This is a genomic window from Acinetobacter sp. YH12076 (genome assembly GCF_013419525.1).
In the GTDB taxonomy this organism is placed as follows: Bacteria; Pseudomonadota; Gammaproteobacteria; order Pseudomonadales; family Moraxellaceae; genus Acinetobacter; species Acinetobacter amyesii.
This window is the reverse complement of sequence record NZ_VOZY01000003.1, coordinates 161,959-177,098: the sequence shown is the minus strand read 5'-3', so window position 1 is coordinate 177,098 and position 15,140 is coordinate 161,959. Positions and strand designations below refer to the sequence as shown.

13 protein-coding genes are annotated in these 15,140 nt (G+C 42.3%); 12 read left to right on the top strand and 1 reads right to left on the bottom strand.

Annotation, left to right across the window (positions count from 1 at the left end; translation table 11 throughout):
• Positions 1-135 precede the first annotated feature (135 nt).
• From FTU22_RS03895 to FTU22_RS03860, 8 genes are all read left to right on the top strand, one after another.
• Positions 136-1,152, top strand: coding sequence for a sulfate ABC transporter substrate-binding protein (locus tag FTU22_RS03895; protein ID WP_180093095.1), 1,017 nt, complete (start codon positions 136-138; stop codon positions 1,150-1,152).
• A 185-nt stretch (positions 1,153-1,337) separates the two neighbouring features.
• Complete coding sequence (gene rsmH, locus FTU22_RS03890; RefSeq protein ID WP_180011304.1) at positions 1,338-2,249, top strand: 16S rRNA (cytosine(1402)-N(4))-methyltransferase RsmH; 912 nt, start codon at positions 1,338-1,340, stop codon at positions 2,247-2,249.
• Between the two features lie 10 nt (positions 2,250-2,259).
• The gene (gene ftsL, locus FTU22_RS03885) at positions 2,260-2,592 is read left to right on the top strand and encodes a cell division protein FtsL (RefSeq protein WP_078189390.1); all 333 of its coding nucleotides are present in this window, start codon (positions 2,260-2,262) and stop codon (positions 2,590-2,592) included.
• 12 nt (positions 2,593-2,604) lie between these two features.
• Positions 2,605-4,431 (top strand): penicillin-binding protein PBP3, encoded by a 1,827-nt coding sequence (gene ftsI / locus FTU22_RS03880; RefSeq protein ID WP_078192538.1) that lies wholly within the window; start codon positions 2,605-2,607, stop codon positions 4,429-4,431.
• 10 nt (positions 4,432-4,441) lie between these two features.
• A complete protein-coding gene (locus FTU22_RS03875; RefSeq protein WP_180093093.1) occupies positions 4,442-5,938 on the top strand; it encodes a UDP-N-acetylmuramoyl-L-alanyl-D-glutamate--2,6-diaminopimelate ligase in 1,497 nt (498 codons plus the stop codon).
• A gap of 9 nt (positions 5,939-5,947) precedes the next feature.
• Entirely contained in the window at positions 5,948-7,357 is a 1,410-nt protein-coding gene (gene murF, locus FTU22_RS03870; RefSeq protein ID WP_180093091.1) for a UDP-N-acetylmuramoyl-tripeptide--D-alanyl-D-alanine ligase, read from the top strand.
• Positions 7,357-8,475, top strand: a complete 1,119-nt coding sequence (gene mraY, locus FTU22_RS03865) for a phospho-N-acetylmuramoyl-pentapeptide-transferase (protein ID WP_078189386.1) — start codon at positions 7,357-7,359, stop codon at positions 8,473-8,475. The genes murF and mraY overlap by 1 nt, the downstream gene beginning before the upstream one ends.
• 76 nt (positions 8,476-8,551) lie before the next feature.
• Positions 8,552-9,355 (top strand): putative RNA methyltransferase, encoded by an 804-nt coding sequence (locus FTU22_RS03860; protein ID WP_180093208.1) that lies wholly within the window; start codon positions 8,552-8,554, stop codon positions 9,353-9,355.
• 56 nt (positions 9,356-9,411) lie between these two features.
• Here FTU22_RS03860 and ponA read toward each other — a convergent pair whose 3' ends face one another.
• Complete coding sequence (gene ponA / locus FTU22_RS03855) at positions 9,412-11,952, bottom strand: penicillin-binding protein PBP1a (RefSeq protein ID WP_180093089.1); 2,541 nt, start codon at positions 11,950-11,952, stop codon at positions 9,412-9,414.
• A gap of 165 nt (positions 11,953-12,117) precedes the next feature.
• Here ponA and FTU22_RS03850 point away from each other — a divergent pair, with 165 nt between their 5' ends.
• The 4 genes from FTU22_RS03850 to FTU22_RS03835 are packed head-to-tail and all read left to right on the top strand — an operon-like array spanning position 12,118 to position 15,105.
• Positions 12,118-13,176: a pilus assembly protein PilM gene (locus FTU22_RS03850; protein WP_078192532.1), complete on the top strand. Its 1,059-nt coding sequence runs from the start codon at positions 12,118-12,120 to the stop codon at positions 13,174-13,176.
• A complete protein-coding gene (locus FTU22_RS03845; protein ID WP_180093087.1) occupies positions 13,176-13,862 on the top strand; it encodes a PilN domain-containing protein in 687 nt (228 codons plus the stop codon). Before FTU22_RS03850 ends, FTU22_RS03845 begins: the two co-directional genes overlap by 1 nt.
• The gene (locus tag FTU22_RS03840) at positions 13,859-14,581 is read left to right on the top strand and encodes a type 4a pilus biogenesis protein PilO (RefSeq protein ID WP_180093085.1); all 723 of its coding nucleotides are present in this window, start codon (positions 13,859-13,861) and stop codon (positions 14,579-14,581) included. Before FTU22_RS03845 ends, FTU22_RS03840 begins: the two co-directional genes overlap by 4 nt.
• Positions 14,578-15,105, top strand: coding sequence for a pilus assembly protein PilP (locus tag FTU22_RS03835; RefSeq protein WP_180093083.1), 528 nt, complete (start codon positions 14,578-14,580; stop codon positions 15,103-15,105). Before FTU22_RS03840 ends, FTU22_RS03835 begins: the two co-directional genes overlap by 4 nt.
• Positions 15,106-15,140 lie beyond the last annotated feature (35 nt).

The window sequence follows — 15,140 nt, the reverse complement described above, 5'->3', positions numbered from 1 at the left end:
TTTAATATGAAAAACAAACAATTAAATTCGCTGCGTTAGCTGTATCTAGTAAAGGGTCTAAACTTGCTGCAATTGCGATTTATGACTTTATTTCATATATTTAGCAGTATTGAATATAACTTTATGCTGGCTGTTATGAAAACTCAATTTAAGGCGTGGCTCAGTGCTACGTTGCTTGCCACTGGTGTTGCTTTCTCAGCGTCTGCTCAGGCCGCTGATCGTGAATTTTTAAACGTTTCTTATGATGCAACGCGTGAATTTTATGACGAATTTAATAAGTCATTTGGCGCATATTGGAAAGAGCGTACCGGTAAAACGGTTGCATTTAAACAATCACACGGTGGCTCAGGTAAACAAGCCCGTTCCGTGGTTGACGGTTTAAAAGGTGATGTCGTGACTTTGGCTTTAGCCAATGACATCGAAGAAATTGTGAAGTCTGGACAGATTCAGCCGGGATGGCAAAAAGAGTTTCCACATAACTCAGCGCCATATACGTCAACGATTGTCTTCATGGTGCGTAAGGGCAACCCGAAACATATTAAAGATTGGTCTGATTTAACCAAGCCGGGCGTACAAATTATTACCCCGAACCCGAAAACTGGCGGTCTCCCACGTTGGGTTTACTTGTCAGCTTGGGGTTATGCTTTGAAACAGCCGGGTGGTAATGAAGCGAAAGCCAAAGATTTCGTGGGTAAGATGTACCATAACGTAAAAGTGATGGACTCTGCGGCACGTGCATCGATGACTACTTTTGCTGAACGAGGCATCGGTGATGTGTTATTGACTTGGGAAAACGAAGCTTTAGTTACGCAAAAAACTTTGGGTAAAAACAAATTTGATATCGTATATCCATCGATGTCAATTTTGACTGAGCCTTCAGTGGCAATCGTAGACAAAACTGTCGATAAAAATGGTAATAAATGGTTAGCTCAAGGCTATATCAATTATCTTTATTCTCCATTAGGTCAAGAGATGGCAGCTCGTCATTTCTATCGTCCACGTAATGCAGCAGTTTTAGCAAAATATAAAACTCAGTTCCCACCTTTAAAAACTTTTACTATTGATGAAGTCTTTGGTGGCTGGGCAAAAGCTCAACAAACACATTTTGTGAATGGTGCGATCTTCGATCAGATCTACAATAACAAGCGCTAATACATCGAAATCTATGATTTGAGATGTTCAAAGACCTCCTTCGGGAGGTTTTTTAATGGATGGAAAAAAATAAAAACGGTTTTCTCTATGGAAAGTAATATTTCTGTACAAAAAGACGTTTGGAGCTTTGCTAAAACAAGGTAATAATGTGCAGTTACATTTTTAGCTGTGTTGAACGAACCCTTATGTCGCATATTTCTGTATTACTTCATGAAACTGTTGATGCTTTACTGGCAGATCGCAATACAGGAATTTTCGTAGATGGCACATTTGGGCGTGGTGGTCATACGCGTTTATTACTGTCTAAATTAGATGAAAACGCACGTGTTTATGCCTTTGATAAAGACCCGCAAGCATTGGCTGTTGCAGCAGAATTAGAACAAGAAGATGCGCGTTTTAAAATCATTCACGCTAGTTTTGCCGATTTAAAAGAGGAACTGCGTAGTCGTGGTATCGACTTGGTAGACGGTATTATGGCGGATTTAGGGGTGTCATCTCCGCAGCTAGACCAAGCAGAGCGTGGCTTTAGCTTTATGAAAGATGGCCCACTCGATATGCGTATGGACAATTCACAAGGTCCAACAGCCGCAGAGTGGTTGGTTGATATTGAAGAAGAAGATTTGGCCAATATTATTTTTAAATATGGTGAAGAGCGTTATAGCCGCCGTATTGCCAAAGCGATTAAAGCGGCAGGGTATATTGAAACTACAGCTCAATTGGCAGAAATCGTGAAAGTTGCCCACCCGAAATGGGAAAAAAATAAACATGCAGCGACACGAACTTTCCAAGCAATTCGTATTGCTATTAACAAAGAACTCGACGATATTGATATCTTCTTACCTCAAGCGGTGGAGATGCTGAAACCTGAAGGCACTCTGGCAGTGATCAGTTTCCATTCTTTAGAGGATCGTTTAATTAAACAATTTATTCAAAAAGAATCTACACTTGCAGAAGACACAGGCTGGGGGTTGCCACAAAAACGCGAAGATACCCGCCGCTTAAAAAAAGTGTCACGAATTAAAGCAAGTGAAGAAGAAGTTAAAGCCAATCCACGATCTCGTAGTGCTTGGCTTCGTGTGGCAGAGCGTTTAGCTTAAAAGGCAAAGAATGAAAACCGAAGCAATCGAAAAAAACTCTGATCAATCGCAGTCGAAGAAAATCATTACATACGGCATTTTATTGCTCTTGGTTTTTGTGAGTGCGATTATGGTGGTGTTTCAAGTCTTTGAATATCGCCAAGATTATCGTCAATTGAGTACCTATATGCGTGAAAGGGATGACCTCAATGCAGAATGGGGACGTTTGCTGATCGAACAACAAACTTTTGGTGCAACAGCCCAAATTGGGACACGTGCAGTTACCCAATTACGGATGTATTCGCCTCCTATTGCACAAACCGTTGTTATTTCATTGCCACAAACTCCTGAACAGAAAAAATAGGCTGCCGGTCACATGGTTGAAAAGAGAAACAAACAAACTCCGCGTAAAAAACAGCAGTCTGTTACTGGTCGTACAGCCATTTCGGTGGAGATGTGGCGCTATCACTTGATGTGGGCAGTGGTTTTACTGTGCTTTATTGCATTGGTCGGGCGGGCTTTTTATGTACAAATCATCAACAAAGACTTTTTACAAAATAAAGCCAATGCCAAAATTTTAAGAACTGAAACCTTAAAAGCCATGCGCGGTGTAATCTATGACCGTCACGGCGTTCCTTTAGCCATTAGTACTCCGATCATGAAAATCGTGATCGATCCACGTGATTATTTTGACAATAAAAAACTCTTTGAAGAAATTACGGCCGAATTGGCTAAAGATCCAAACAATCGTAAGTTAAAACGTCAATTACCAGATAAGAATCTGAATTTAGATGAACTCGCTGATGCTGTAGGGATGGATCGTGCTGAATTGAGACGCAAAATGAATGAGCGTCCACGTTCACGTTATTTAGTTTTAAAGAAAGAAGTGCCACCACAACAAGCTGAATTGATCATGAAACGTGACTTTCAGGGGGTATATACCGAGAAAAACTATAAGCGCTACTATCCACAGCCTCAGCCAAACTCACAAATTATTGGTTTAACCAATAGTGAGGGTATGGGCATCGAAGGTTTAGAGATGCAATTGAATGAACGTCTTGCAGGCGTAGATGGTGCGCAGCAAATTGTCCGAGATAAAAAAGGCAACCGCGTTAAAGACCCTGAGATCGTGAAAGAGGTTGAGTCGGGTGAAAATATCACGCTGAGTATTGATTCACGTTTGCAATACATTATGTATCGTGAGTTGACTGCAGCCGGCGTAGCCAATAACGCACGTTCTGCAACCGCGATTGCCGTGGATGTCAAAACAGGTGAAATTTTAGCGATGACGTCTTGGCCGTCGTACAACCCGAATGATAAAAAAGGTGTCTTAAATAAAGATGCTATGCGTAACCGTGGTGCGATTGACTCCTTTGAGCCAGGTTCAACCATGAAGCCATTGACCGTGGCAATGGCATTGGAAAGCGGTAAATACACGGCAAATACCGTTGTAAATACCACACCCGGTTCTATGCGTGTAGGGAATCATACTATCCGAGATACGCATAACTATGGCCCTCTGACTTTGGGCGGCATTATTCAAAAATCGTCTAACGTCGGTGTGGCAAAAATCGCTTTATCTCTCCCTTATGAAACATTACCAACGTTCTATCAACGTCTTGGCTTTGGTCAACGTTCAGCGGTGAAATTCCCCGGCGAAAGTGCTGGTCTGATTTTGCCGAAGAGTAAATGGAATGTGTCAGAAGTAGCGACCATGGCTTATGGTTATGGTTTGAACGCTACAGTGCTCCAACTGGCTGATGCATATGCCATGATTGCCAATAAGGGCGTCAAAATGCCACTGAGCTTGTACAAGCTTGAGGAAAAGCCGAAAGGTGAGCAGATGGTTGACCCTAAAATTGCTGATCAAGTGCTTTTAATGATGGAAGCAGTGACCTTGCCGGGTGGTACGGCACGTCAAGCCAATATTCCGGGTTATCGCGTGGCGGGTAAAACTGGTACAGCACATAAATTACGTGCAGACCGTAAAGGCTATTCGACTTCAGAATATCGAGCACTCTTTGCCGGTGTTGCACCAGTGAGTGATCCACGTTTGGCCATGATTGTTGTAGTGGAAAACCCGACAGGTCAGTATTACGGTGGTCTGGTGGCTGCACCAGTTTTCGCTCGTGTAATGCAAGAATCTTTACGTTTAATGAACGTACCATTAGATAAACCTTTAGACACTCCTAAGATCCAGTAATAGGTGATGAATGAAAATTACGTTTCAAGATCTATACACCGTTGAACAGCCCGCAGAATGGATGTTGCAATCCTTTCAGGGCTTCAATCTGGATAGTCGCAAAGTTACAGCAGGGCAAATATTTATTGCCCTGACTTCGTTTTCGCAACCTGAAAAAACAGCACAATTTGCACGTGCAGCGTTAGAGAATGGCGCGTTGGCTGTCATTTCAGAAACTGATTTGGGCTTGGATCAAAGTGTCGTGATCGCGGATGTGCGTCAATTGATGGGGCAGTGGCAAAAGCAATATTTACAGGCGACTCAACCAGCTCAAGCTGCACGGATTTTGGCTGTGACGGGTACCAATGGTAAAACCACGATCTCACGCTTAATCGCTGAATTACTCATGCTGCAAGGCAAAAAATGTGCAGTGATGGGAACCACTGGAAACGGGATTTTACCGAATTTAGAAGCCTCATCTCACACTACTTTAGATGCGTTACATATGCAAAATGCATTGCATGCCTATGCGCTTGAGGGTGCAGAGTTTGCTGCCATAGAGGCAAGTTCGCACGGATTAGAACAAGGTCGATTAAATGGCTGTGCAATTGAAATTGCGGCATATAGCAATTTAAGTCGTGATCATTTGGATTATCATAAAACCCTTGAAGCCTATGCTGAAGCGAAATCACGTTTGTTTCAGTTTCCATCGCTCAAAGTTGCAGTCATCAATCTCGATGATGAATATGCAGAAGTGATGCTGAATGCCGCACGCCAAAACCCGGCTCAGCCTAAAATTTTGACTTATTCAACGCGTCAGGCTGCGGATTATCAAGTGACGGATATTCAATACAGCTTAACGGGCGCACAATTTAAATTGCGTACTGCTCAAGCTGAATTTGTGGTGCAAAGTCCATTATTGGGACACTTCAATATTGAAAATATTGTGGCGAGCTTAATTTCAGCGGAGCAAGCGGGTTTTGACTTATCTGCCTTGATCGCAACTGCGCCCGAGTTAAAAGGTGCACCGGGTCGTATGCAAGTGATTCGTGATGATGAACGCCTGTTTGTGGTGGATTATGCACATACACCAGATGCTTTAGTTCAAGTGTTACAGACTTTAAAACGTCATGTATCGCAACAGTTATGGGCGGTGTTTGGCTGTGGTGGTGATCGTGACCGTGGTAAGCGTCCATTGATGACACAAGCGGCATTAAACCATGCAGATGTTGCGTTGATTACCTCGGATAATCCACGTACTGAAAACCCAGAACAAATTTTTGCAGATATGAAGGCTGGTATTGATTTTACTGGAAAAACTGTCCATGAAATCCATGACCGCCGTGAAGCGATTAAATTCGCAGTCAACCATGCCCAAGCGGGTGATATTGTGGTGATTGCTGGTAAAGGCCATGAAAACTATCAAGAAATTGATGGTGTTCGACATTGGTTTGATGATGTGGTGGAAGTGAAATCAGCGATTGATTCACAACATCACAACACTGACTCGGCTTATCCAGCTCAATAGGAAACAGATATGCATACTTCAACGACCAGTACGGTTCCGTTAGAACCATGGACTGCCGAACAGTTGGTTCAAGCGACACAAGGTCACTGGCATAACAATCAAGCGCCGACAGGTTCTGTAAAACGAATTTTGACCGACTCACGTCATGCAGAGAAAGGTGACGCTTTTCTTGCCCTGAAAGGTGAGCGCTTTGACGCGCATGACTTCCTTGCTCAAGTGGCTGAAAAGGGTTGTGAAATTGCCATCGTTAGTCATCCTGTCGATGTGGATATTTATCAGTTGGTGGTTGCAGATACACGTTTGGCGCTTGGACATTTGGGTGCATTTCGTCGTGCCCAAAACCCAGCTTTAAAAGTAATTGCCTTGACAGGAAGCAGTGGTAAAACTACGACCAAAGAGATGCTCGGGAGTATCCTTTCTCGTCTTGCACCAACATTAATTACGCGCGGTAATTTAAATAATGACCTTGGCGTACCGATGATGTTACTTGAGTTGCGTCCAGAACATCAGTATGCCGTGATGGAGCTTGGTGCCAGTCATAAGGGTGAAATTGATTACACCTCAAATTTGGTACAGCCTCAGGTTGCCGGTATTTTAAATATTGGTACTGCTCATATGGGTGAATTTGGTGGGCGTGATGGCATTTGTCGTGCCAAGTCTGAAATTTATGCACATATAGCGAAAACAGGAACTTCGATTGTGCCTGCGGCAGATGATTTTACAGATGCCATTCGTCAAGCTGTGCAAACTGAACAATTAATGAGTTTTGGTCAGGGTGGGGATATCTTTGCGACTGAGACGGAGCTTCAGGCTCAATCTTCACGTTTTATCTTAAATACGCCACACGGTGCACGTCCTGTTCAGCTGCCATTTGCTGGTGAACATAATGTGCAAAATGCCACTGCAGCCGCAGCTTTCGCGTTGTCGATTGGTGTGAGTTTAGATGATATCGTTGTGGGGCTTGAACATGCGACAGGTGCCAAAGGCCGTCTAAACTTTATTCAACATAAAGATTATTTGTTTATTGATGATACTTACAATGCAAATCCAACCTCAATGCGTGCTGCTGCTGATGTACTTGCGCAGCAAGATGGCATCAAAGTCATGGTCATTGGGGATATTGGTGAGTTAGGTTCATCTGCTGCACAGCAGCACTACATGTTGGGACGTGATCTTGTGTCACACGCTGGTCTTCAATTTGTTGTTGCTGTCGGTGAGTTTTCACCTGCTGTGCAAGAAGGCGCGCGCAGTACACAATATGGTAAAAAATTACAGGCCTTTCTTACTCAAGAACAGGCTTTACCGTTATTAATTAGTCTAGTCAAAACACATCAGCCTCAGTCCATGAGTTTCCTGTTTAAAGGTTCTCGTTATACCCACATGGAAACTTTGATGGCTGAATTGATGGAGAAACTTTAATGCTGTTATGGTTATTTGAGCAGCTTGCGGGTTATCACAGCTCGTTTCAGGTTGTTCGTTATTTAACGCTTCGTTCGCTACTCAGTGTCTTAACGGCATTGGCCATTGGTCTGTTGCTTGGACCTGTGATGATCCGCAAATTGCAAGCTCTCAAATATGGTCAGGCAGTCAGTTCATTTGCACCTGAAAATCATGCAAAAAAAATGGGCACACCGACTATGGGCGGTGTGTTGATTTTACTATCTATTGGGATTTCAACCTTACTTTGGGCCGATCTTTCAAACCCTTATGTATGGATTGTACTTGGCGTGATGGTGATCTTTGGTGCTGTTGGCTGGGCCGATGACTGGATTAAAATCCGTTATAAAGACAATGCCGGTCTACCTGCGAAGAAGAAATTCTTTTGGACTTCTGTGGCATCGTTAGGCGCCGGTATTGCGCTCTATGTGATTGCGACACAGCAAGCAAACCCAGTACATACCTCAAATATGTTGGATCTGCTGATTCCATTCTTTAAAGAAATTAGCATTCCGTTGTCTATTATTCCACTCGGTATTGGCTTTATTGTCTTTACTTATTTGGTGATTAACGGCGCATCTAACGCTGTGAACTTAACGGATGGTTTGGACGGTCTGGCGATTATGCCAATCGTTCTGGTTGCCGCAGGTTTAGGTGTATTTGCTTATCTGGCTGGTGATGTTCGTTTTGCCGATTATTTACATATCCCTTATGTGAAATACGCATCTGAACTTGTCGTGATCTGTGCGGCAATGATCGGTGCTGGTTTGGCATTCTTATGGTTTAACGCGCATCCAGCGCAAGTGTTTATGGGTGATGTCGGTGCCTTATCTCTAGGTGCGATGCTCGGTACGATCGCAGTCATGGTTCGTCAAGAAATCGTTTTTGCCATTATGGGCGGTGTCTTTGTGGTTGAAGCTATTTCTGTTTTCTTGCAAATTGGCTCACTGCGTATGCGGAACAAGCGTGTATTCTTAATGGCACCGCTGCACCATCACTATGAGAAAAAGGGATGGCGTGAAACTCAGGTGGTGATTCGTTTTTGGATTATCACAATTATGCTGGTAGTTTTGGGTCTAATGACTTTAAAATTACGTTAAGCAAATAAATAAACGAAACCGGCATTTGCTCCCACAGATGCCGGTTTTTTTATTTCAAAATCTAGTGGAGTAAATGATGAACCTGTTGATGTGTCCTGTATGCCGTGAAGCATTGAAACTCACAGAGCGGACATGGCGCTGTGAAAATAATCATAGCTATGATGTTGCAAAACAAGGCTATGTCAATTTACATGTGGTTCAACATAAACACAGTAAAAACCCGGGTGATACGCCTGAATCTGTACAGGCGCGTCGAGCATTTTTAAGTGCAGGTCACTACGCACCTTTGCAACAGACAGTAGTGGCTTTGATTCAAAAGTTACGTGTTGAAAACTTGTTGGATATTGGCTGTGGTGAAGGCTATTACACCAATGCGATGCAAGCTGAAGTATTACAGTGTGTGGGTGTCGATATCGCTAAAAATGCAGTACAAGTGGCCGCTAAACTGAATAAAGAGGTGACTTGGGTGGTTGGGACAGGGGCAACCTTACCTGTATTAGATCATTCGATTGACTTGTGTACGAGTTTATTTAGTCCTATTCCTCAAGAAGAAATCCTTCGTGTGTTAAAGCCTGAAGGGCACTTGATGGTGGTCACACCTGCGCCAGAGCATCTTTATGCAATGCGTGAAGCCCTGTTTGAAGAAGTAAAACTACATGAACCGCATAAATTTGTGGAACAACTGGCGAATGATTTTGAATTGGAAAGTGAACAAGTGGTTGAAGCGAAAATGTCACTTTCTCAGCAGGATCTCAAAAACTTAATTGCAATGACGCCTTATGCCTATAAAGTGAAAGCTGAGCGTCGAGAAGCTCTAGAAAAAAATGAACAATTTGAGTTGCAAGCGCAGTATCAAATTTATCTCTTTAAAAAGAAATAATGCATTGGAAGTGATAAACAAAGCCCTCGTTTGAGGGCTTTTTTTATGCAGCTTATTTACTGAACTTGATCGATGAGATGATCAAGTGCGTCAGTTTTATGCTCTGTACCTTGTGGTTTAGGCTGCATTGGTGGTGGCGCAGTTCGAGTCGGTGCAAGATTGGTTTCAGTAGACCCAGGAAGGTCGTCAAAATCATTTTGTGAAGCCTGCGGCTTTGGTGCAACAGGTGCCGGACGATACAGCGGTTGAGCCATCGGCGGCGTTGCTGCACGATCTTGTTCAGGTTGACCTTGAGTCGCTTTAGCCGAATTACGGTTGATTGGATTTTTGGCATGAGTGTCTAAACGCACCCAAGCTTCAGGTGTGCCTTTGAGTGATTTCGCCATAAAATCTGACCAAATCGGCAGAGCTGCAACACCACCATATTCACGACGACCTAAGGTAGAGGGTTGGTCAAAACCGACCCAAGCCACAGTGACTAATTTTCCATTAAATCCAGCAAACCACGCGTCTTTTGCATCATTGGTTGTACCGGTTTTACCGCCTAAATCTCCGCGACCAATTTTTAATGCCGCACGACCTGTACCGTGTTGGATCACGTCACGCAAGATGTTCGCCATATCAAAGGCCGAACTTGACTTCAAAATTCGCTGAGCTTGTTTATAGTTTGCTGCTTCAGTATCTGAAATTTTCGATTCAGCAGGTTTATTATCCTGATTAGTGACTTCAATCACTTCATCATCTGGCGTGGTCGGATCTGCAGATTCAACTTCGTCCTTTTGATTGATACATTGAATACATGCATATTCAGGATTGGCTTGATAAATCACTTTGCCATAAGCATCTTCAATACGACTAATAAAGTGCGGTTGAATACGATATCCACCGTTGGCAAATGTCGCATAACCTGTCGCCATTTGAATCGGCAATACCTGTGGGGTACCTAAAGCAATGGTGTAGTTTCGTGGAATTTGGTTTTCTTGCAAACCAAAATCCATAAATAATTGGCGAGTACGTTCAATCCCGACCACTTGTAATAAGCGAACTGAAACTGTGTTACGTGATAAATAGAGGGCGCGGCGTAGAGGAATCATCCCCAAATAGCGACCGTCAGAGTTTTTAGGCGTCCATTTGCCAATCGTAATTGGATTGTCATTGACCATGGAGTATGGAGTCATACCGCGTTCAAGTGCTAAAGCATAAACAAAGGGTTTAATGGTTGAACCCGGCTGACGCCAGCCTTGTAGAGCACGGTTAAATTTAGATTGATAAAAATTATAACCACCGACAATGGCTTCAATGCCACCATTATTGGGGTTGAGTGCGATCAATTGACCTTGCGCTTTGGGAATTTGCACCAAAGCCCATGAGCTTTTATCAGCATTCGGACGTAGGCGAATAATATCTTTTACTTTAACAATTTGTGAGGCTTTGCTTGGCGCATTGCCTACACTATTGGCATTGCGATAGGGACGTGCCCAAGACAGACCTGACCATGGAACAGTCACACTACTGCCATCTTGCATCAACACTTCGATACTGGTGTTGTTAACTTTAGTGACTTCGGCAGGGTATGTGTTGGCATATGGAATAAAGTTTTTTAATGGCTCATCATGTGCTTCTGCACCACGCCAACCATGTCGTCTATCGTAAGCTTCAAGACCATCTTGCACAGCTTGCTCAGCATAGGCTTGGCGTTGGCTGTTGATGGTGGTATAGACTTTATAGCCAGAATCTATCGCTTGTTCGCCAAACTTTTCTACGAGCTCAGAGCGAACCATTTCCCCGACATAGGGGAATTTGTTGCTAACTCCGCGGTCAGGCATATCGAGATTAATTGGTTCAGCAATTGCTTCTTGATATTCCGATTGATTGATATAACCCAATTGCAACATACGTCCTAAAATCCAATTACGACGCTCTAAAGCACGTTTTGGATTGGCTACAGGATTATATTTTGATGGTGCTTTGGGTAGGCCTGAAATCATTGCCATTTGAGCCAAGCTCAAATCTTGCAAGCTCTTGTTATAATAAATTTTTGCAGCTGCTGCGATCCCGTATGCATTTTTGCCCAAAAAGATTTTGTTAACATACAGCGTTAAAATTTCTTCCTTACTTAGATTTTGTTCAATTTTTCGAGCAAGGAAAACTTCGGTTAATTTACGTTTTAAAGTACGCTCTGGAGTCAGATAATAGTTTTTTGCAACCTGCATGGTAATGGTTGAACCACCCGTTTGCACATCTGAGCCTGTAATACTTTCACTGACGGCACGCCCCAATCCTTTGAAACTAATTCCGCTGTGTTCAAAGAACGAAGAATCTTCCGCAGCTAAAAAGCCATGAATGAAATGAGACGGGATTTGGTCGTACTCTACAGGAACCGAAAGTTTGCCACCATATTCTGCAATCAGCTCATTATCAGCACTATAAACTTGCAATGGTTTTAATAATGGAGCCTTTTTTAAGATGGACATTTCAGGCAAAGACGGGGCAATATAGAGATACATGCCATAGAAACCCATTGGAATTGCGACCAAAACAATAATAATGGCCAAAAAAAATGGATGAACAAGGCCTGAACAAGATAGCTTTTTCATAACAAGTAAGTTTTAATAAGAGCTAATGGCAAACTAATTGGTGGTCAGTATATCCTTTCGATATACGGATTGTTAGATGAGTTATTGTATCTGTATAAAATTATAGACCAATGCTAATTAGTGGGTTAATTTTTTTGGGGATAAAAAAATAATAGGAATTATATTGTGCTCAGGTTATATCGTAAGCCAAATAAGGGGTTAATAGGAGTAGATATTAGTTCGACTTCTGTTAAGGTTTTGGAACTTTCTGTAAAGAGTGGGCGGTATTGGGTAGAAAGCTATGCTTTGGTACCATTACCAGAAGGAAGTGTTGTTGAAAAGAACATATTGAATCCGGAAGCTGTCGGTGACTGTTTAGAGCGCGCAATTAATTTGGCCAATACGCAGACCACTAATGCAGCTTTGGCGGTTCCAACGTCGATGGTGATTACAAAAATCATCGAAATGGACGCAGATATGAACGATGATGAACGTGAAATTCAGATTCGTGATGATGCTGAGCAATATATTCCGTTCCCACTTGATGAAGCGAGCCTTGATTTTGAGGTCTTGCCAGATCGTCTGTCCAACCCAAATCGTGTCAATGTTTTGCTTGTCGCTACGCGTATTGAAAATGTTGAAGCGCGTGCGGAAGTCATTCAGCTTGCTGGTCTTACACCAAAAATTGGTGATGTAGAAAGCTTTGCAATTGAAAATGCATTTAAAGTTTTCTCAGATACTTTGCCAATGGGTGTGAATACCGTGGGTATTTTAGATATTGGTCATAGTATGACGACCTTATCTGTCATGCAGAATAACAAAGTGATTTATACCCGTGAGCAAGTGTTTGGTGGCAAACAATTGACACAGGAAATTCAAAATCGCTATGCATTGTCTTTCGAAGAAGCAGGTCGAGCGAAAAAAACACGTGCCTTGCCAGATGATTATGATATCGAAGTCTTAGAACCCTTCTTAGAAGCTGTCGTTCAACAAGCAGCACGTTCTTTACAGTTCTTTTTCTCATCTTCACAGTTCAACGAAATTGACCATATTTTATTGGCAGGGGGGAATGCCAATATTCCGGGGCTTGCAAAATTACTTCAACAAAAATTGGGTTACCGCGTCACGATTGCCAATCCATTCTTACAAATGGGTTTTTCACCTCAAATTGATATTAAAAAAATTGAAAATGATGCCTCATCACTCATGGTGGCATGCGGTCTAGCATTGAGGAGTTTTGATTAATGGCAAAAATTAACTTGCTCCCTTGGCGTGATGAGCTAAGAGAGAAACGAAAAAAAGAATTTATTGCACTTTGTATTGGGGCTTTCTTAATTGGGGTAATTGGGGTTGGTTTAACATGGTTGTACTTTGATCACAAATTAAAAGATCAAGAACAAGCGAACCAATTGATTATCAGTCATAACCAAAACTTAGATGTTCAATTAAAGTCTTTGGATGGTTTACAGGAACAGCGTAATGCCATTATTGAACGAATGAAGTTGATTCAAGGATTACAAGGTCAACGTCCAATCGCTGTACATCTTGTAGATGAATTGGTTCGTGTGACACCTGCCAATATGTACATCACAAAATTTGAACGTAATGGCGACAAATTTATGATCGAAGGGCGTGCGGAAAGTCCAAACACTGTTGCAGATCTACTGCGTAATTTGGAAGCATCACCTTGGTATCGTAATGCCTTCATGAGCTCATTCCTGGTGGCGGAAGAGAAAAAAGACAAAGCACCGACGTCAGTGGTTCCTCGCGTAGAAGAATCTTATGGTGCATTTACTGTGACTGCTGATTTGGAGCAAATTGCGCAGCCGACCATTAATGATCCAGCAGCAAATGCAGGACAGTTAGCTTCATCGGCGCAAACATCTGACGCACAAACTGCAGCAACACCAACTCCGGAGGCTGCAAAATGAGTCGTGATGAATTTGAACAATTGAATCAACATGCTGTGGTCATTCCGAAAAAGAAAATGACTTTTGATAAGTTTGTACAGCAGTTCAATACGCTAGATCCGAATAACTATGGTAGTTGGCCAATTTCAGTCAAAATTACATGTTGGATTTTTATCATTATCCTTGTGGCAATTTTGGGCTATTTCTTGGCGATTAAAGGCAAGATTGAAGCTATTTCAAGTGCCAATGCACAAGAACAAAATTTGTTAAATGAGTTTCGTGAAAAAGATTCAAAACTACGTAATTTGCAACAATATCAATTGCAGTTGCAGGATATGGAAGCACGTTTTAATCAACAGTTAGAACAATTGCCGAAAGAAACTGAAATTCCAGGTTTGGTTGAAGATATCAACTTAACAGGCGTGAATTCTGGTTTGAAATTTAAAATTATTCGTCTTGAGCCTGAAGTGAAGCAAGAGTTCTTTACGGAACAGCCAATTCATATTGAGGCAACAGGTGATTACCACGCCTTTGGTTCATTTGTAAGTAGTATTGCGGGGCTTTCACGGATTGTGACTTTGCATAATTTAACGATTACAGCAACTGAAAATAAAGAAAAGAACTCAGATATTCCAAAAATTGACTATGTGATTTCTGCAAAAACATATCGTTATGAAGGGAATACTGAAAGTGCTGCGAAAGCTGCAGATTCAGCAAGCACACAGGAGGCTCCAAAATGAAAATGAATAAATTGGCACTTTCTGTGATGGTTGGATTTGTATTGGCTGGTTGTGAATCACGTATTGATGTGGTCAATCAAGAGATGGCAAATATACGCAATCAAGCTCCACTAGCGATTGAACCTGCGCCAGATTTTGTACCTGTCGAAACTTTTAATTATGCGGCGCACTCTTTAAAAAGTCCGTTCTTGCCAAGTTCATTGGCAGCAGAACTTAAAATCATGGCAGGTAAGCGTGTTTATCCAAACTTGAGCCGTCAGCCTCAACCTTTGGAGAGTTATGCACTCGAAACCCTGAATATGAAGGGTAGTATGCGTAACCAATCTGGGCAAATATTAGCCTTGATTCAGACACCTGATGGTGAACTTGAGCGTATTCAACGTGGAAGTTATATGGGGCTCAATCATGGTCGAGTGGTAAATATTACCCCGACTCAAATTGATTTGATTGAGATTATTCCGGATGGGCGAGAAGGATATGTAGAGCGTCCTAGAAGTCTCATATTAATTGGACCAGCACCTTAAGCTTAAAGGAATAAAAATGAAGAATAGTGTACAAG